Here is a 16704-nt window from a genome sequence, read left to right as displayed (position 1 = left end):
GCGGCGGCTGATTCCTGCCCGGTGTGTACGGGGGAGGTTGATCTTGCTCGGGTGCGTGCGGGCCTGCCGGTGGCTGGCCGAATCCCGTTGGGCTGCCCCATTGGCTTGCCTGCGGTCCGGTTGGAGGCCGCTGCCCGTATCCGGTCGGGCCCTGCCACGGATCGCCTGCCGGTGCCTGCGTGGGCATCGATGGCTGGGCATAGCCGGTCGGCGACTGCGGGGCCGATGTCGGTTGCGCGAACGCCGCCGGGTTCTGCCATTGCTCGTCAGGTGCCTGCGGCCGGTCGCCGATCGGCCCTTGCCTATCCGGTACGGGAGGCTGCGGCTGGTCGCCGGGTCCGGTACCGGTCGCTGCCTCGTTCGCATCGATCTCCGACGCCAGCCGGTGGCGGCCTCTGACCGCGGACTCCTGTGCGGAAGGGCCTGCGGTCGACGGCTGAAAAGCGTTGGGGCTCTGGTCGGGTGTCGACGTCGGGCCGTTCGGCTCCGGACGCTGGGCCGATGTAATGGGCGTCGGCCCGGTGCCAAGGGCCGCTGTGCTGTCGGCCTGCTCGGTTCCTGGGGTCTGCGGTATCCCGTCCTCGGCTCGCGGATCCCGCTGTGCGGGTTCGTCTGTCGACGATTCGTTCGTCGATCGGCCGTCCGGTGCGGTGCCGGATGCGCCGCTGTCCACCGACTCGCGTGCGGCGAATTCGCCAGGGGGCGGGGGGAGTTCGGGCCGCCGCTGAGCGGCGGACGGCTGCTCGGCGGCCTGTCGACTGCCGTCGGCGCGCTCGCCACTCAACCACTGTGGCGGGCCGTCCGTGCCACGCGGATTCGACGACTGCGGCTCGTCGCGCCGCGGGGTTTCCCGAGCAGTCGCGGCGAGTTCAGCAGAGCGCTGCCCGGGTGCCGATGTTGTCGAGGCGGGTGCCGTTCCATATGCGGCGCCCACCGCCGGGTCTGCCGGGTTGCGCGGACCCATATTCGGAGTTTCGGGCTCGAAGCCATGGCTGCTGTGCTCGGGCGCCGCAGTCGACTCGGGTCCGTGCGACGCAGGAACCGCCGGGCCCGCTGTGTCGCGCGGACGCATGTTCGGCGCTTCGGGCTGGACGCCCATGCTGCTGAGGTCGGGTGCGGGTCCGGCGAGCCACGGCGGCGGTCCATCGGGTTCCCGCGTCGGCGGCTGTCCCTGGCGATCGGTGAACGGGGCCGAAAGATCTGTTGGCGCGGCCGGTCGCTCGCCGGTAGCGGGCTGCGGTGGCGCGGTCGGTGCCGCTGCTTGTGCGGCGGGCAGGTCCGGCGTCGAGTGAGACGGCGGCAGATCGGGGCGCTGCTGGTAACGGACCGTCAACTCGGTCGAGGCGGGCGGTTCTGGTGGTGCGTCGACCGGCCTGGCGCCGAGCGGCTGGAACCCCTCGGACGGCCTGCCCGGATTCCGGGTCGGCAGCGGCCCCGACTGCCACGAGTTATCGGGACGCGGCGGCAGCTGGCCCGGCGCGTCCTGGCGCTGCTGCGGCGGCCATGAGTCGTTTCTGGGATCGGGCTGCTGTGGACCCTGACGTCGCGGGTCGATAGGCGATTGCGGTCCGTACTGCGGCTCGAGCCCATGCTGCGGTTCGGGTCCGCGCTGGAATTCAGGCGCAGGCTGGAACTCGGCCTCAGGTTCGGGGCCGCGCTGGAACTCGGGTCCACGCTGGGGTTCGAGCCCGTGCTGTGGTTCGGGACCGCGCTGAGGTTCGGGACCGCGCTGAGGTTCGGGTCCACGCTGGAATTCAGGCGCAGGCTGGAACTCGGCCCCAGGTTCGGGGCCGCGCTGGAACTCGGGTCCACGCTGGGGTTCGAGCCCGTGCTGTGGTTCGGGACCGCGCTGAGGTTCAGGTCCACGCTGGAACTCGGGCCCCGGTTCAGGGCCGCGCTGGAACTCGGGTCCACGCTGGGGTTCGAGCCCATGCTGCGGTTCAGGTCCACGCTGGAACTCGGGCGCAGGCTGGAACTCGGGCCCACCGGTGCGTGACGGTTCGGGGGAGCCGGGGCGAAGCAGTTGATCCTGTAGACCCTGCAGTCGATCCTCGGTGTGCTGGTCCTTATCTCTGCGCCAGCCCTTACGGCGCTTGTCCCGACGAGCGGGATTCGGGTCCGGTCGATCGCTCTCGGGGGAACGCGACTTGAAACGGCCACGCCGGGGTGTTTCATCGATGAGTTCTTGGTGTGGCAGGTTCTCTACGGGCGCTTCGTAGCCGACCTGTGTGACTTCGCTCTCGGATAGCCACGGTGGAAGCATGGGGAGGCCGTCGTTATTACGGCTCACACATCCCCCTTGGATCTGCTGGACCGATTCCTGGACAGCGGCCAGTTTACGCGAAGGCCGCTTGCCGCCGTGGGGCAGGGACTTCCCCCGGTAGGCGGGTCCTCAGGGAGCCATTTTTGCCGGATCCGGTACCTCCCGGTAAGCTGGAGCGGCGGTGCACCTATGCGCCGACTGTTTGCATGCCACCGTTCCGATCGTCGACGGGTTCATACAAGCAGACACGAAGCAATCAAACCAGGTTTGAGCGTAAACCAGGATCGCGGAGGACATGGCGAAGAAAGACGGGGCCATCGAGGTCGAGGGTCGAGTTGTCGAGCCGCTGCCCAATGCGATGTTCCGGATCGAGCTCGAGAACGGTCACAAGGTTCTCGCGCACATCAGCGGGAAGATGCGGCAGCACTACATTCGTATCCTCCCCGAGGACCGTGTGGTCGTCGAGCTTTCGCCCTACGACCTGTCGCGCGGCCGCATCGTTTACCGCTACAAGTGATCGCGCCCCTGCCCGTCGAGGGCGTGGCACGAGCACACGAGCCGTCAGGCTCACCCACAGAGACTTCCCCAGCCGTCGGCTGGGGAAAAACTGTGTTCACACCCGTGTGAACCACAAGAAGATTGGACGGACGTGAAGGTTCAGCCGAGCGTCAAGAAGATCTGCGAGAAGTGCAAGGTGATCCGCCGTCACGGGCGGGTCATGGTGATCTGCGACAACCTGCGCCACAAGCAGCGCCAGGGCTGATCCGACTCTTCGTAGTCGATCACCAGCCGGGCACCGATCACTGATCGGCTTGGCCAACAAAAGAAGACCTCCCAGCTCCAGCCGCACACAGCGGTTTCCGGGTTCGCCCGGATGTGTGCGCGCCAACCCCCGGTTCGGAGGCCGGGGCCCCACCAAGACGAGGGGACGGACAGGGAGCAGACCTCCGCAACAGTTAAGGAACCTGCCACATGGCACGTCTCATGGGCGTTGATCTCCCGCGCGAAAAGCGCATGGAGATCGCGCTGACTTACATTTTCGGCATCGGCCGTACCCGCTCCAAGGAGATCCTCGCGGCCACCGGCGTCAGCCCGGACCTGCGCAGCAAGGACCTCAGCGACGACCAGGTGACGCAGCTGCGTGACTACATCGAGAGCTCGCCCGAGCTCAAGGTCGAAGGTGACCTGCGCCGTGAGGTGCAGGCCGACATCCGTCGCAAGATCGAGATCGGCTGCTACCAGGGTCTGCGCCACCGTCGTGGTCTGCCCGTGCGTGGTCAGCGCACCAAGACCAACGCTCGTACCCGCAAGGGCCCGAAGCGCACCGTCGCCGGCAAGAAGAAGTAGGGATAACCGATGCCTCCGAAGTCACGGGCCTCCGGCCCGAAGAAGACCCAGAAGTCGCGTCGCCGGGAAAAGAAGAACGTCCCGCACGGCCACGCGCACATCAAGAGCACGTTCAACAACACCATCGTGTCGATCACCGACCCGGCCGGCAACGTCATCTCGTGGGCGTCCTCGGGCCACGTCGGCTTCAAGGGTTCGCGCAAGTCGACCCCGTTCGCCGCGCAGCTCGCCGCCGAGAACGCTGCCCGCAAGGCGCAGGAGAACGGCGTCAAGAAGGTCGACGTTTTCGTGAAGGGCCCGGGCTCGGGTCGCGAGACCGCGATCCGTTCGCTGCAGGCCGCAGGCCTCGAGGTCGGCACGATTTCCGATGTCACCCCGCAGCCGCACAACGGCTGCCGTCCGCCCAAGCGGCGTCGCGTCTAGCGGGAAAGGATTAGATAAAAAATGGCTCGTTATACAGGCCCCATCACCCGCAAGTCGCGTCGTCTGCGTGTCGACCTCGTCGGAGGCGACCAGGCGTTCGAGCGTCGCCCCTACCCGCCCGGCCAGCACGGCCGCGCGCGGATCAAGGAGAGCGAGTACCTGCTCCAGCTGCAGGAGAAGCAGAAGGCTCGCTTCGCCTACGGCGTCATGGAGAAGCAGTTCAGCCGGTACTACAAGGAGGCCAACCGCCTCAAGGGTAAGACCGGTGACAACCTGCTGCGTCTGCTCGAGTGCCGCCTGGACAACGTCGTGTACCGCGCCGGTCTTGCGCGTACCCGTCGTCAGGCTCGCCAGCTGGTCAGCCACGGCCACTTCACGGTCAACAACAAGAGCGTGAACGTGCCCAGCTTCCAGGTGACCCAGTACGACATCATCGATGTCAAGGAGAAGTCGCTCGGCACGCTGCCTTTCCAGGTTGCTCGCGAGACCGTCGGCGACCGTCCGGTTCCCGGCTGGCTGCAGGTGATCCCGGGCCGTCTGCGCATCCTGGTTCACCAGGTGCCGGAGCGCGCTCAGATCGATGTGCCGCTGCAGGAACAGCTGATCGTCGAGTACTACTCGAAGTAATCGGCTCAACGCTGCTGGTGTGTGGTCGCAAGCGACTGCTTGCGACCACACACAACCCCCAGAACGTGGGCGTCAAATAGTGGGCGCCCGTACAGGAGGATGATTCCTAATGCTGATTTCACAGCGTCCGACGCTGACCGAAGAGGTCGTCGCCGAGAACCGCTCGAAGTTCACCATCGAACCGCTCGAGCCGGGCTTCGGTTACACCCTCGGCAACTCGCTGCGCCGTACCCTGCTGTCCTCGATCCCGGGGGCCGCGGTTACGAGCATTCGCATCGACGGCGTCCTGCACGAGTTCACCACCGTTCCCGGTGTGAAGGAAGATGTCACCGACATCATCCTGAACCTCAAGGGCCTGGTCGTGTCTTCGGAAGAGGACGAGCCGGTCACGATGTACGTGCGCAAGCAGGGCCCCGGCACCGTCACCGCCGGTGACATCGTGCCGCCTGCCGGTGTTGTCGTGCACAACCCGGACATGCACATCGCCACCCTGAACGACAAGGGCAAGCTGGAGATCGAGCTCGTTGTCGAGCGCGGTCGCGGTTACGTTCCTGCCGTCCAGAACAAGGCGTCCGGCGCGGAAATCGGCCGGATCCCGGTGGATTCGATCTACTCGCCGGTGCTCAAGGTGACCTACAAGGTCGAGGCCACCCGTGTCGAGCAGCGCACCGACTTCGACCGTCTGATCCTGGACGTGGAGACCAAGAACTCCATCACCGCACGGGATGCGCTCGCTTCGGCGGGCAAGACCCTGGTCGAGCTCTTCGGCCTGGCCCGTGAGCTGAACGTCGAGGCCGAAGGCATCGAGATCGGCCCTTCGCCGGCCGAGGCGGATCACATCGCTTCGTTCGGTCTGCCGATCGAGGACCTGGACCTCACCGTCCGGTCCTACAACTGCCTCAAGCGCGAGGGTGTGCACACCGTGGGCGAGCTCGTTGCCCGCACCGAGTCGGACCTGCTGGACATCCGCAACTTCGGCCAGAAGTCCATCGACGAGGTCAAGGTCAAGCTGCACGCGCTCGGCCTCTCGCTCAAGGACAGCCCGGCGTCGTTCGATCCTTCTTCCGTGGTGGGTTACGACGCGAGCACTGGAACGTGGAGCGACAGCGGCACGTTCAGTGACACCGATGGCGGCGAGCAGGACTACGCCGAGACCGAACAGCTCTAGGCCGCTGGGGTAGGCACCCCGGCTCGGCCTCACACAAGGAGAACAAACAATGCCCAAGCCCAAGAAGGGTGCTCGCTTCGGCGGGTCGGCGTCGCACCAGAAGGCGATCTTCGCCAATCTGGCGACGGCGCTCTTCGAGCACGGTCGTATTTCGACCACCGAGGCCAAGGCCAAGGCGCTGCGCCCCTACGCCGAAAAGCTTGTCACCAAGGCGAAGGCCGGCACCCTTGCCGACCGTCGCGAGGTGCTCAAGGTGATCCGCAACAAGGACGTCGTGCACGAGCTTTTCGCCACGATCGGCCCCTCGTTCGAGGGTCGCGAGGGTGGTTACACCCGTATCACCAAGACGCTGCCCCGCAAGGGTGACAACGCGCCGATGGCGGTTATCGAGCTGGTTCGCGAGAAGACCGTGACCAACGAGGCCGATCGCGCTCGCCGTGTTGCTGCGTCCAAGGTCGAGGCGCCTGCCGCCGAGGTTGTCGAGGAGACCGCCGACGAGGCTGTCGCCGAGACCGCCGAGGTCGAGGCCCCGGCTGCCGACGAGGCCGCTGAGGACAAGAAGGCGGACGAAGACAAGGCATAAGCCGTGCTCCCCGCGTCCGCGGGGATGATCCGGACGCCTGACGCCCGCGTCGGAATTCCTCGATCGAGCCCGCCACCCGAACATGGGTCGGCGGGCTCGTTCGCGTTGATCAGGAGGTCGTTGTGACTGTGCAGGATTCGGTGAGTTCGACTGCCGCGTCCGATCCGGTTGAGCCGGTGTCGGATTCGCTATCGACGGCGAACGTGCGGGCCGAGTCGGTTCGCGTCCGGCTCGATATCAGTTACGACGGCACCGATTTCACCGGCTGGGCGCGGCAGCCCGGGTTGCGGACTGTGCAGGGCGTGCTCGAAGAATCGCTGAGCAAGGTGTACCGCGAACCGGTCCAGCTGACCGTCGCGGGCCGCACCGACGCAGGCGTGCATGCCGAAGGGCAGGTCGCACACTTCGATACGACCGCCGAATTCGATGCGGGCAGGCTGGTGCATCGGATGGCACGCTTCCTGCCGAAGGACGTGCGTATCAAGGATGCTCGCGTCGTGCCGCCCGAATTCGACGCCCGTTTCTCGGCGATCCGCCGCCACTACGCCTACCGGCTGACCACCGCGCCGTACGGCGCCGACCCGCTGCAGGCCCGCAGCGTGGTCGCCTGCCGGTCCGACGTCGATGTCGAGGCGATGCGCGAGGCGTCGCGAAAACTACTGGGCCTGCACAACTTTGCCGCATTCTGCCGCCGCCGCGACGGCGCGACCACAGTGCGCGAGCTCCAGCGCTATGACTGGGAGCGCGACGGCGACTCCCTGATCGCCTATGTCAGCGCCGATGCCTTCTGCTGGTCGATGGTCCGCAGCCTGGTCGGCGCCGCGCTCGCCGTGGGGGAGGGTCGGCGCACGCCCGAATGGGTTGCCGGTTTGCTGAACGAAACCGAGCGTTCGAGCTCGGTCACCGTCGCCCCCGCGCACGGGCTGAGCCTGATCGCCGTCGACTATCCCGCCGACGCCGACCTTGCCGCTCGTAATGCCGAGACCCGCGAAATGCGTTCGGTCCCAGTCGCTGACGAGGGTTGCTGCGGCGGCTGATCCGATCCGCTTGCTCGCCGCGGGGTAGTCGGAATGCCTTCGTGGCGTGAAAAGGGTGCTCCCGCACCGCGCGCGGTGCGGGAGCGAGAGACAGGTCAGTTCGAAGAACCCGCTTCGATCGTCTTCGGCTGCGACGACGAGCCGGAGATCTCGATGCGGCGCGGCTTGGCCTTCTCGGCGATCGGGATCGTCACCGAAAGCACGCCGTTGTTGTATGTCGCGCTGATCTTGTCGGCGTCGACGTTGTCGCCCAGCGAGAGCTGGCGCATGAACGTGCCCGCGAAGCGCTCGGAGGCAATCCACTGGACGCCTTCCTCGCTCGGCGTGCTGCGTTGTGCGCGCAATGTGAGCGTGCCGTTGTCGACACTTACGTCGACCGAACCCGGGTCGACGCCGGGCAGGTCGGCGTTGAGCACGTAATGGTCTCCTGCCCTGAACAGATCCATCGGCATGAATCGCGGTGCGCGCGTGGTTCCCGCGGCTTCGCCCAGCAATTGGCGGGCGACAGCATCGATGTCATGGAACGGATCGAACCTCAGCACAGCAATCACCTCCATCCCCATAGCGGCGACGCTCACCACGGCGGCGAGCGCCGGAAGCTGTGCACCGACAAATTTAGCACTCTCCTTGCGTGAGTGCCAGATCTGACTTCGAATTGTGAAATGCGGAATAGCCGCCACCGCATGGCCGTTCGTTCCGAATATGGCTATCGAGCAGCTCGGACGGTTCGGCGTATGGCGCGGCTACACGGGGTTCACCCCGGAGCAGGCCCGGGAGTTGGAAGAGCTGGGCTACGGCACCCTATGGCTGGGTGCCTCGCCGCCCGCCGAGCTGCCCGAGGTGGAGTCGCTGCTCGACGCGACCGAGTCGATCACCGTGGCCACCAGCATCGTCAATATCTGGTCCGCGCCGGCGAAGCAGGTGGCCGAGTCGTTCCATCGGGTCGATTCGCGCTTTCCCGGCCGTTTCCTGCTCGGCCTCGGCGCTGGTCATCCGGAACACGCCGACGACTACCGCAAGCCCTATGACGCGCTCGTCGAATACCTCGACGAGCTGGACGAGGCCGGGGTGCCCGAGCAGCGGCGCGCCCTCGCCGCGCTCGGTCCCAGGGTGCTGAAGCTGGCGGCGGATCGCACCGCAGGTGCGCTGCCCTACCTGGTCACCTCGGCGCACACCGCGAGCGCCAGGCAGGTGCTCGGCGCGGATGCGCTGTTGGCGACCGAGCACAAGGTCGTGTTGGACGCGGATCCCGCGCGGGCGCGCGCGACGGCACGTCCGCGCGTCGAGTTCTATCTGGATCTGCAGAACTACACCGCGAATCTGCGTCGTCTCGGCTTCACCGACGAGGACCTCGCCAAGCCGGGCAGCGACCGTCTCTACGATGCGCTTGTCGCCCATGGCACCGCTGATTCGGTTGCCGATCAGCTGACCGCGCATCTGCACGCGGGCGCTGATCACGTCGTGGTTCAGGTTCTCGATGACGACCCGCAGCAGCCGCTGCGCGCCCTGGCATCAGAGCTCGCCGAACGGTCCTGAGGCTTACCACGCCGCATTGCCGCTTCGGGGGCAGTCTCGAGGACCGGTCGCTGCGCCGGGTGCGGGTCGCATGTGCCCTCGAGCTGTTCGTGCCGGGCGACTATCCGACTCCCGATGCCGACCGCGTAGCTGCCCGTTGGGTAGCTACGCGGTCGCTGTGCCGCGCGTCCTGGCAGACTGTGCCGATCGTCCTAAGGGACGGTTAGGAAAGCCCGGGATCGCTTCCCCCGAGGTTGTGACTGGAGACACACTCGCTTCAACGGACGCAATGAAGCGTCGTAGAAGGAGATTCGAGTGACTACGACACAGCCAACGGGCGAGCGCCGGGTGGTGGCGAACGTACTGCGCGGTTCGATCGGCAACCTGGTCGAATGGTACGACTGGTACGTCTACGCGGCATTCAGCGTGTACTTCGCGAAGGCGTTCTTTCCCGAGGGAGACGCGACCGCGCAATTGTTGTCCACCGCCGCGGTTTTCGCGGTCGGCTTCCTGATGCGGCCGATCGGTGGCTGGGCGCTCGGACGGTACGCCGACCGATTCGGCCGCCGCTCCGCGCTCACGCTGTCGGTGACGGTGATGGCTGCGGGTTCGCTGCTCATCGCCGTGACCCCCAACTATCAGACCATCGGGATCGCAGCGCCGGTGATTCTGCTGCTCGCCCGGTTGCTGCAGGGGTTGTCGGTCGGTGGCGAATATGCCACCAGCGCAACGTATCTGTCCGAGGTGGCATCGGCGGGCAAACGCGGGTTCTACTCGAGCTTCCAGTACGTGACCTTGGTCGCTGGGCAGCTCGTCGCGCTCGGCGTGCAGATCGTGCTGTTGCAGGTGCTCAGCACCGCGCAGATGAACAGCTGGGGCTGGCGGATTCCGTTCCTGATCGGTGCGGGCGGCGCGATCGTGGTCATGTGGCTGCGGCGCGGCATGGACGAGTCGGAATCCTTCCGCGCCGAATCCGCCGGTGCCGCGGCGAAGTCGGGCTCTTCGCGCGGTTCGCTGCGCGTGCTGCTGCAGTACCCGCGCGAATGCCTGCTCGTTGTCGGCCTGACGCTCGGCGGCACCGTGGCGTTCTACACCTACACCACCTACATGCAGAAGTTCATGATCAACACCTCCGGCATTTCCAAGCCGACGGTGGCCTGGATCAACTTCATCGCGCTGCTGGTGTTCGTGGTGCTGCAGCCGGTGGCCGGTGCGCTGTCCGACCGGATAGGCAGGCGCAAGCTGCTGATCTTCTTCGGCATCACCGGAACCGTGCTGACCGTGCCGATCATGACGGTGCTCGCGCGCACCAGCAATCCGGTCGCGGCATTCGGTCTGATGATGACGGCTCTGGTGATCATCACCGGCTACACCTCGATCAATGCGATCGTGAAGGCGGAGCTGTTCCCGACCAAGATCCGCGCGCTCGGTGTCGGGCTGCCGTATGCGCTGACGGTCGCCATCTTCGGTGGCACCGCGGAGATGATCGCGCTCGCGCTGAAGAAGGGCGGCCACGAGTCGCTGTACTTCTGGTACGTCGCAGGCTGCATCGCGATCTCGCTGATCACGTACTTCTTCATGCGGGAGACCTCGAAGGGGTCGACCATCGACGCCGAGGCGCGGGCGGCGGACACCGGGTCCGGTGCGGAGCGGGAACTAGAGCCCGCGCGCAGCTGACCACTGTGTTCAACGATGTTCTGCGCGTACGCGCCGATCCGCTCCTGTGGGAGGATCGGCGCGTGCGGCTTGCGGTGGTGGAAGACGACGATGGTGTTGGCGACGCCCTGGTAGAGGCGCTCAATGCCCGCGGCTACCGCGCCGAGCGGATGCGCAGGGGCGTGGATCTGCTGATCGCGCACCGCGGCTACGACGCGGTGATTCTCGATCTCGGCCTGCCCGACGCCGACGGACTGCAGGTGCTGCGGCAGTTGCGCGAGGTGAGTGCGGTGCCGGTGCTGATCCTGACCGCGCGCAGCGACGAACGCTCCATCGTGCGCGGGCTGCGCGGCGGCGCCGACGACTATCTGGTGAAGCCACCGCGGATCGCGGAGCTGATTGCCCGGCTGGAAACGGTCATGCGGCGCGCGTCGGTGGCGGCGCAGCCGACACGCGCGGAGGTGGTGACAGGGGATGTGCGGGTGGATCTCGCCGCCCGGGTGGTCGAGGTCGCTGGGACGCCGATCGCGTTGACGCAGAAGGAGTTCGAGTTGGTGGAGGTGCTCGTCGAGCGGCCGGGCGCCGCGGTGAGCCGCCAGCAATTGATGGACCGAATCTGGGGTGACGCGTTCGTCGCGGTGTCGCGGTCGCTCGATGTGCACATGACGGCGTTGCGCGCGAAGCTGGCCAGGCCTGGGCTGATCACCACCATCCGCGGCTACGGCTATCGGTGGGGACAATGAACCGGGGAGCGGAGCCGGGATGCGTCGGCGGCTGCTGATCGCGTTGACGGTGTTCGCGGCGCTGGCGGTGCTCGCGTTCGCGGTGCCGTTGTCGCTGACCTTCGCCACCAGCCGAACCCAGGAGCTGGTGCTCGGCCGTTCCGGCGACGCCGACCGATTCGCCACCCTCGCCGATGCCGCCGCCGCGGACGGGGACGTCCGGGCGCTGGCCGAGGAGGTCGGCCGCTACCACGAGCTGTACGCGGAGAACGTGCTCGTCGTCGACGCGCGTGGCGCGCAGAAGGTCAATGCGGGTGTGGACGTCGGCGATTCCGCCATCGTCGCGGCGGTGGCGGCCGCGCGCCGCAACCAGCGGCCGCAGCCCATCGATCGGCTGACGCCGTGGGGTGCGCCGACCATGCTGGTCGCGCGGCCGGTCGGGACCGGGGTGCAGGTCAATGGCGCTGTGGTGATCGAGGCGTCCACCGCGCGGGCCCGCGCCGATATCGCGAAGGCGTGGGCGGTGATCGCGGCGGGCGCTGTCGTCGCCATGGTGGTGTTCACGCTGCTGGCATTGACCCTGAGCCGTTGGGTGCTGCGGCCACTGGCCGCGCTGTCGGATGCGGTCGCCGATCTCACCGCGACGCTGCCGAAACCGCGCACCGAGGTTGCCGCACCCTCGATTGCCCGCCGGCACGGCGGGCCGCCCGAAATGCGGGCCGTCGCGGAATCGTTCGACGCCATGGCGCTCGCCGTCGCCGACTCGGCGGACGCCCAACGTCAACTCGTCGCCGACACCGCCCACGCCATGCGTAACCCGCTGGCCGCTTTGACAATTCGCCTCGATTCGCTGGAGCCGGCCATTCCGGAGAGTGCCACCGCGACCTTCCACCGGGCGAGTGCGGAGGTCGAACGCCTGACCGCGCTGCTCGACGGCCTGCTCAGCCTGGCCGTCGCCGAGGCCCCCGCCGCCTTCGAAGCCGCAGGTGCTGCCGACGGCACCGAAAATCAGTGCGACGCGGTACAAGTAGTCGCCGATCGGATCGATGCCTGGTACTCCGCTTTCGAGAGTGCGGGCATGCAACTGAGTGCGCGGGTCGAGCCGGTCGGTGGAAACAGTGCCGCCGGCAGTGTGCGGGTCGCTGGAACTCATGCGACCAGCGGCTCGCAGGTCGCTGGATACGATGCTTCGAGCGACTTGCAGGTTGATCGAAGCAGCGCGGACGTTGCCGTCCCTGCGGATGTCCTTGCGCAAATATTCGATGTGCCCCTGAGCAATTCGTGCCGCTACGCGGGTTCCGGCACGCACACGACGATTACCGTCGACACCGAGCCCGGCTGGGTGACGGTCACCGTCCGCGACGACGGCGCCGGTGTGGCCCCTGAGGAAATCGACAAACTCACCACCCGCTTCTATCGCGGCACCGCCGCCCCCGCGGGTGGCTCGGGCCTCGGTCTCCCGATCGCCGCCGCCCTGACCCAGGCCCGCGGCGGCATGTTGATCGTCGAGCCGGTCGACCCGCACGGCCTCGCGATCCGCATTCGTGTCCCGAGGGCGGTCGAGAGGTGATGCGGCGTCGGAACTTCTTGGCGCTGACGGCCTTCGGGGTTGTCGCGGGGATTTCGGGATGTGGTGCGGGTGCGGACGGCATCAACGTGCGGTTGGCTTCCGGGGAGGTCGGTGGGCTCTATCACGCGTTCGCGCGGCTGCTTGCGGCCGTTGCGGAGCAGGCAGGCGGGATGCGGATCGAACCGGTGACGACCTCGGGCTCGCAGGAGAATCTGGCACGGCTTGCCGCGGGCGAGGTCGATGCTGCGCTGACGCTGTCGGATTCGGTGGGGGAGCGCGATCGGGTGCTGGCGCTCGGGCGGGTCTACGAGAACTATCTGCAGCTCGCGGTGCGGGCGGACAGTCCGATTCACCGCGTCGCCGACCTGCGCGGCACCCGGGTGAACCTCGGTGCCGAGGGCTCGGGTGCTGCGGTCACCGGCGAACGGCTGCTGTGGGCTGCTGATCTCGAGCCGACAGTGGATGTGGTGATCGTGCATCGGCCGCTGCGCGAAGCGGTGGCGGCGTTGGACTCCGGTTCGGTCGACGCGCTGCTGTGGGCGGGCGGCGTGCCGACCAGCGCACTCGAGGTGCCGCGGCGGACGCGCCTGGTCGACCTGGGGGAGCTGGCGGCGCCGATGCGGGAGCGCTTCGGCTACCTGTACGACCGTGTCGAGATTCCGGCGGACGCCTATCCCGGCGGCCCTGCGGTACGCACGGTGGGTGTCGCGAATCTGCTGCTTGCCGCGCCTTCCCTGCCGGACGAGGCCGCGGCGGCGATCGTCGACCTGCTGGTTTCCTACGCCGACGCGCTGGTCCCGGCCGAGGCCGCGGGCACCCAATTCCTGGATGCCCGCTCACTGATCGGAACCGGCTCGGTACCACTACATCCCGGCGCCGCTGCGGTATACCGGCGCAGACACGGTTGAGATACGGCGTCAGCAGGTAACCGACAGGCCCGCTGACCGCGGTTCACGGCTGTCGGCCTTGCTGGTCTGCACGGCCCGAACAGCGGCGCCCCGGTGCGGCGCTCGACGGCCTGGATGATCTTGCTCATTCGGCCCGTCGATATGCGCAGCCGCTCGGCAGCCCGGCCGAAGTGCAGTTCGTCGGCCAGTGTCAGGAACGCTTCTATCTCATCTACATGATCGAGTTCCTCGGCTATCTGTTCACCACGGTCCTCGATGGACGCAACTCCTACCTCGGTGACGGCGTCCAGCGGGGCCTCGGCCGCCCGCCGCGCGATTTCGCCGACTATGTGAAGGCTGCCGTGTCCGACGGGGTATGGGAATCGTGAAAGCCTTGCGATCGACCACCTTGATACTTGCGGCGGTGACGGCCGGACTCACGGCCGGGCTGTTCGCCGGGTTCGCCTACGCGGTGATGCCGGGCCTGAAGCGCAGCGGTGACGCGGCGCTGACCTGTTCCGCATTGGCACTGCTGCGCTCCGGTCGATCCAGTAAACCGTCACCGGCGCGGCCGATCCTGCGGTAGCACTCGGTCAGGAGCGGACCAGGCGGGCGATGGCGTCGGTGGCCTCTTTGATCTTGGCGTCGGCCTCGGGGCCGCCGGCGACCGCCGCGTCGACCACGCAGTGGCTGATGTGGTCCTCGAGCAGACCCATCGCGACCGCCTGCAGTGCTTTGGTCATCGCGGAGACCTGGGTGAGGATGTCGATGCAGTACTTCTCCTCCTCGACCATGCGCTGCAGTCCGCGCGCCTGACCCTCGATCCGGCGCAGCCGCTTGAGGTAGTCGTCCTTGGCCGTGATGTAGCCGTGGCTGGAGTGGTCGTGTGCGGCGTGATCCTGAGTGGCCGCGGTGTCGTGCGACGGGGTGGGTGTCACCGGCTGTCTCCTCGCTGCCCGCCGGATCTCCGGCCAGATCGAATTAATACCCCCCTAGGGTACAACGGATCGAGCGACTTGTCAGATCAGCGAGTTCGGCGAATGCGGACCCATCTGACCGGGGCGCGAGGCCGGGCGGGAGAATCGTGTGCATGAGTTCGCATGCCAGGCCCGCGATCGCCGTCATCGGTGGTAGTGGCTTCTACGATTTCTTCGACAACGAGGCGACCGCCGTCGAGGTCGACACCCCCTACGGCAGGCCGAGCGCACCGATCGCGATCGGCGAGGTGGAGGGCCGTTCGGTTGCGTTCTTGCCGCGGCATGGCAAGCAGCACGAGTTCGCCCCGCACACGCTGCCGTACCAGGCCAATATGTGGGCACTGCGCTCGCTCGGCGTGCGGCGGATCTTCGCGCCGTGTGCGGTGGGCAGCCTGCGCGCGGACTGGGGGCCCGGCACGGTGGCGGTGCCCGATCAGTTGGTGGACCGCACTTCGGGTCGGCCGCAGACCTACTTCGACGGTGGCGGCGTGCACGTGTCCTTCGCCGACCCCTACTGCGAGGAACTGCGAGCCGCCGCAACGAAATCCGCGACCGACGAGCTACCGATGAAGTCCTCCGGCACCATGGTGGTCGTGCAGGGCCCTCGGTTTTCCACCAGGGCCGAGAGTCGCTGGTTCGCCGCCCAGGGCTGGGAGCTGGTGAATATGACCGGCCATCCCGAGGCGGTTCTCGCCCGTGAGCTGGAAATGTGCTACGCCGCAGTCGCTTTGGTGACCGACCTGGACGCGGGTCTGGAAGAGGGTGGCGGCGTGCACGCCACCGACGTCTTCACCGAATTCAAGAAGAACCTCGGTCCATTCAAGGAGCTGATCCGCCGCTCGGTATCGGCCGTCGCCAAGACCGACACCTGCGGGAAGTGCGGTGTGCACGCAGGGGTGTCGCTGCCCTTCGAACTGCCCTGAGTTTCGACCCTGCACCGGGTTCCGGAACTGCGCTGGGTATCTGTTCCTGACCTAACGACAGTGGAGCGGGCCGAGTTTCGGCCCGCTCCGCTCAGAGTGTCGCGTCCGCGAAGGCGGCCGCGTGGGCGCGTGCCCACTGCTCGAAGGTGCGCGGGTCCCGGCCGGTCACTTCCCGCACGGTGGGGTGGATCCGGGATTCGTCGAGCGTCCCGTCGATGAAGAAGCTGACGAATGCCTCGACGTATTCGCGCGGCAGGCTCGTCTCCAGTTCCGCCCTTGTCTCCTCGTTCGTCAGGTTCTGACAGACCAGCGGGCGGCCGAGCACCGCGGCGAGCACCGCGACCTGATCGGCGGGCAGCAACGCCTGCGGCCCGGTCAGTTCCAGAATTCGGCCCTCGAGGCCACCTCCGGTGAGCGCCGCCGCGGCGACGGCCGCGATATCGGCTGGATCAATCGCGGCGACTCGAACCCCGGAGAACTGCGCTCGCACCACCTCACCGACCGCCAACTGCGGCAGCCATCGCATTGCGTTCGACATGAACGAGCGCGGCCGCAGAAATGACCACGCGAGACCGGATTCCCGCACATCCCGCTCGGACTGCGTCATGTACTTGGAGACCGCATTGCTCATATCCTCCAGCGCCGCCGAAGCGCCCGACAACAAAGCAACCCGTTGCACCCCAGCCTTTTTCGCGCGCGCGAGCAGATCGGGCATGCCCGCGTAGCCGGGCATCAGAAACACCCCGTCGACGCCCTCGAGCGCCTCGGTCATGGTCTCCGGCCGATCCAGATCTCCCGTGGCAGCTTCGACACCGGCAGGCAGCGCGGCGCTGTGCGGATCGCGCACCAGCGCACGCACCCGCACCCCGGAATCATTCAGCTGGGTAACCAATTCGCTGCCGATGTTCCCGGTGGCGCCGGTTACCAGAATCATTTTGCCTCCTGCGGGCTCGGGATGGGTCCCCACGAACATAGGCCACGTTCCGCCCGCGACACCGGGAATCGG

At 67.2% G+C, this 16704-nt stretch carries 20 protein-coding genes and 1 pseudogene; 17 read left to right on the top strand and 4 right to left on the bottom strand.

Annotation, left to right across the window (positions count from 1 at the left end; translation table 11 throughout):
* The first annotated feature begins 1561 nt into the window (after window positions 1–1561).
* The 9 genes from ACFQZZ_RS31205 to truA all read left to right on the top strand — a co-directional run bounded on the left by ACFQZZ_RS31205 (window position 1562) and on the right by truA (window position 7448).
* On the top strand, window positions 1562–1996 hold the full coding sequence (locus ACFQZZ_RS31205; protein WP_378687790.1) for a hypothetical protein: 435 nt from the start codon (window positions 1562–1564) through the stop codon (window positions 1994–1996).
* 562 nt (window positions 1997–2558) lie between these two features.
* Entirely contained in the window at window positions 2559–2780 is a 222-nt protein-coding gene (gene infA / locus ACFQZZ_RS31200) for a translation initiation factor IF-1 (protein ID WP_003418601.1), read from the top strand.
* A gap of 132 nt (window positions 2781–2912) precedes the next feature.
* On the top strand, window positions 2913–3026 hold the full coding sequence (gene rpmJ, locus ACFQZZ_RS31195; RefSeq protein ID WP_011207363.1) for a 50S ribosomal protein L36: 114 nt from the start codon (window positions 2913–2915) through the stop codon (window positions 3024–3026).
* Window positions 3027–3235: 209 nt separating this feature from the next.
* Window positions 3236–3610 carry a 30S ribosomal protein S13 gene (rpsM, locus tag ACFQZZ_RS31190; protein WP_378687788.1) on the top strand — a complete coding sequence of 125 codons (375 nt, stop codon included), beginning with the start codon at window positions 3236–3238 and terminating at the stop codon, window positions 3608–3610.
* 9 nt (window positions 3611–3619) lie between these two features.
* Window positions 3620–4033, top strand: coding sequence for a 30S ribosomal protein S11 (gene rpsK / locus ACFQZZ_RS31185; protein ID WP_040731638.1), 414 nt, complete (start codon window positions 3620–3622; stop codon window positions 4031–4033).
* Window positions 4034–4054: 21 nt separating this feature from the next.
* Window positions 4055–4660, top strand: coding sequence for a 30S ribosomal protein S4 (gene rpsD, locus ACFQZZ_RS31180; protein ID WP_328409306.1), 606 nt, complete (start codon window positions 4055–4057; stop codon window positions 4658–4660).
* Between the two features lie 109 nt (window positions 4661–4769).
* Window positions 4770–5828 (top strand): DNA-directed RNA polymerase subunit alpha, encoded by a 1059-nt coding sequence (locus ACFQZZ_RS31175; protein WP_040686662.1) that lies wholly within the window; start codon window positions 4770–4772, stop codon window positions 5826–5828.
* Between the two features lie 49 nt (window positions 5829–5877).
* Window positions 5878–6411 (top strand): 50S ribosomal protein L17, encoded by a 534-nt coding sequence (gene rplQ, locus ACFQZZ_RS31170; protein ID WP_378687785.1) that lies wholly within the window; start codon window positions 5878–5880, stop codon window positions 6409–6411.
* Window positions 6412–6587: 176 nt separating this feature from the next.
* Window positions 6588–7448 carry a tRNA pseudouridine(38-40) synthase TruA gene (truA, locus tag ACFQZZ_RS31165; RefSeq protein ID WP_378688055.1) on the top strand — a complete coding sequence of 287 codons (861 nt, stop codon included), beginning with the start codon at window positions 6588–6590 and terminating at the stop codon, window positions 7446–7448.
* Window positions 7449–7543: 95 nt separating this feature from the next.
* Here truA and ACFQZZ_RS31160 read toward each other — a convergent pair whose 3' ends face one another.
* On the bottom strand, window positions 7544–7990 hold the full coding sequence (locus ACFQZZ_RS31160; protein ID WP_378688053.1) for an Hsp20/alpha crystallin family protein: 447 nt from the start codon (window positions 7988–7990) through the stop codon (window positions 7544–7546).
* A gap of 160 nt (window positions 7991–8150) precedes the next feature.
* Between ACFQZZ_RS31160 and ACFQZZ_RS31155 the strand changes: the two genes are divergently transcribed.
* The 5 genes from ACFQZZ_RS31155 to ACFQZZ_RS31135 all read left to right on the top strand — a co-directional run bounded on the left by ACFQZZ_RS31155 (window position 8151) and on the right by ACFQZZ_RS31135 (window position 13819).
* On the top strand, window positions 8151–8984 hold the full coding sequence (locus ACFQZZ_RS31155; protein WP_378687784.1) for an LLM class F420-dependent oxidoreductase: 834 nt from the start codon (window positions 8151–8153) through the stop codon (window positions 8982–8984).
* Between the two features lie 294 nt (window positions 8985–9278).
* Complete coding sequence (locus ACFQZZ_RS31150; RefSeq protein ID WP_378687783.1) at window positions 9279–10640, top strand: MFS transporter; 1362 nt, start codon at window positions 9279–9281, stop codon at window positions 10638–10640.
* A gap of 62 nt (window positions 10641–10702) precedes the next feature.
* Window positions 10703–11362, top strand: coding sequence for a response regulator transcription factor (locus tag ACFQZZ_RS31145; protein ID WP_378688051.1), 660 nt, complete (start codon window positions 10703–10705; stop codon window positions 11360–11362).
* A gap of 19 nt (window positions 11363–11381) precedes the next feature.
* Window positions 11382–12911 (top strand): sensor histidine kinase, encoded by a 1530-nt coding sequence (locus ACFQZZ_RS31140; protein ID WP_378687782.1) that lies wholly within the window; start codon window positions 11382–11384, stop codon window positions 12909–12911.
* Entirely contained in the window at window positions 12911–13819 is a 909-nt protein-coding gene (locus ACFQZZ_RS31135) for a TAXI family TRAP transporter solute-binding subunit (protein WP_378687781.1), read from the top strand. Before ACFQZZ_RS31140 ends, ACFQZZ_RS31135 begins: the two co-directional genes overlap by 1 nt.
* Window positions 13820–13929: 110 nt before the next feature.
* Here ACFQZZ_RS31135 and ACFQZZ_RS31130 read toward each other — a convergent pair.
* Window positions 13930–13995 (bottom strand): annotated as a pseudogene (locus ACFQZZ_RS31130) (hypothetical protein); the annotation flags it as partial.
* On the opposite strand from ACFQZZ_RS31130, the gene ACFQZZ_RS31125 reads away from it, so the two are divergent.
* Both ACFQZZ_RS31125 and ACFQZZ_RS31120 read left to right on the top strand, forming a co-directional pair.
* Window positions 13990–14187: a hypothetical protein gene (locus ACFQZZ_RS31125; RefSeq protein WP_378687780.1), complete on the top strand. Its 198-nt coding sequence runs from the start codon at window positions 13990–13992 to the stop codon at window positions 14185–14187. The pseudogene ACFQZZ_RS31130 and the gene ACFQZZ_RS31125 overlap by 6 nt on opposite strands.
* A gap of 5 nt (window positions 14188–14192) precedes the next feature.
* Window positions 14193–14384 carry a hypothetical protein gene (locus ACFQZZ_RS31120; protein WP_378687778.1) on the top strand — a complete coding sequence of 64 codons (192 nt, stop codon included), beginning with the start codon at window positions 14193–14195 and terminating at the stop codon, window positions 14382–14384.
* Window positions 14385–14391: 7 nt separating this feature from the next.
* On the opposite strand, the gene ACFQZZ_RS31115 is transcribed toward ACFQZZ_RS31120, so the two are convergent.
* Entirely contained in the window at window positions 14392–14736 is a 345-nt protein-coding gene (locus tag ACFQZZ_RS31115; RefSeq protein ID WP_366529243.1) for a metal-sensitive transcriptional regulator, read from the bottom strand.
* A gap of 152 nt (window positions 14737–14888) precedes the next feature.
* Here ACFQZZ_RS31115 and ACFQZZ_RS31110 point away from each other — a divergent pair, with 152 nt between their 5' ends.
* Entirely contained in the window at window positions 14889–15698 is an 810-nt protein-coding gene (locus ACFQZZ_RS31110; protein WP_378687776.1) for an S-methyl-5'-thioadenosine phosphorylase, read from the top strand.
* Window positions 15699–15789: 91 nt separating this feature from the next.
* Here ACFQZZ_RS31110 and ACFQZZ_RS31105 read toward each other — a convergent pair whose 3' ends face one another.
* The gene (locus ACFQZZ_RS31105) at window positions 15790–16632 is read right to left on the bottom strand and encodes an NAD(P)H-binding protein (RefSeq protein ID WP_378687775.1); all 843 of its coding nucleotides are present in this window, start codon (window positions 16630–16632) and stop codon (window positions 15790–15792) included.
* Window positions 16633–16704 lie beyond the last annotated feature (72 nt).

It is taken from the genome of Nocardia sp. GCM10030253, from assembly GCF_042675075.1.
GTDB lineage: Bacteria > Actinomycetota > Actinomycetes > Mycobacteriales > Mycobacteriaceae > Nocardia.
The sequence above is the reverse complement of the archived record's forward strand: the minus strand, read 5'-3'. Positions and strand labels throughout refer to the sequence as shown.

Excerpts from the sequence above, each read along its gene's own strand:
- infA (WP_003418601.1), top strand. The coding sequence starts at position 2,559 with ATGGCGAAGAAAGACGGGGCCATCGAGGTCGAGGGTCGAGTTGTCGAG.
- rpsM (WP_378687788.1), top strand. The coding sequence starts at position 3,236 with ATGGCACGTCTCATGGGCGTTGATCTCCCGCGCGAAAAGCGCATGGAG.
- rpsK (WP_040731638.1), top strand. The coding sequence starts at position 3,620 with ATGCCTCCGAAGTCACGGGCCTCCGGCCCGAAGAAGACCCAGAAGTCG.
- rpsD (WP_328409306.1), top strand. The coding sequence starts at position 4,055 with ATGGCTCGTTATACAGGCCCCATCACCCGCAAGTCGCGTCGTCTGCGT.
- ACFQZZ_RS31175 (WP_040686662.1), top strand. The coding sequence starts at position 4,770 with ATGCTGATTTCACAGCGTCCGACGCTGACCGAAGAGGTCGTCGCCGAG.
- rplQ (WP_378687785.1), top strand. The coding sequence starts at position 5,878 with ATGCCCAAGCCCAAGAAGGGTGCTCGCTTCGGCGGGTCGGCGTCGCAC.
- ACFQZZ_RS31155 (WP_378687784.1), top strand. The coding sequence starts at position 8,151 with ATGGCTATCGAGCAGCTCGGACGGTTCGGCGTATGGCGCGGCTACACG.
- ACFQZZ_RS31140 (WP_378687782.1), top strand. The coding sequence starts at position 11,382 with ATGCGTCGGCGGCTGCTGATCGCGTTGACGGTGTTCGCGGCGCTGGCG.
- ACFQZZ_RS31135 (WP_378687781.1), top strand. The coding sequence starts at position 12,911 with ATGCGGCGTCGGAACTTCTTGGCGCTGACGGCCTTCGGGGTTGTCGCG.
- ACFQZZ_RS31110 (WP_378687776.1), top strand. The coding sequence starts at position 14,889 with ATGAGTTCGCATGCCAGGCCCGCGATCGCCGTCATCGGTGGTAGTGGC.
- ACFQZZ_RS31105 (WP_378687775.1), bottom strand. The coding sequence starts at position 16,632 with ATGATTCTGGTAACCGGCGCCACCGGGAACATCGGCAGCGAATTGGTT.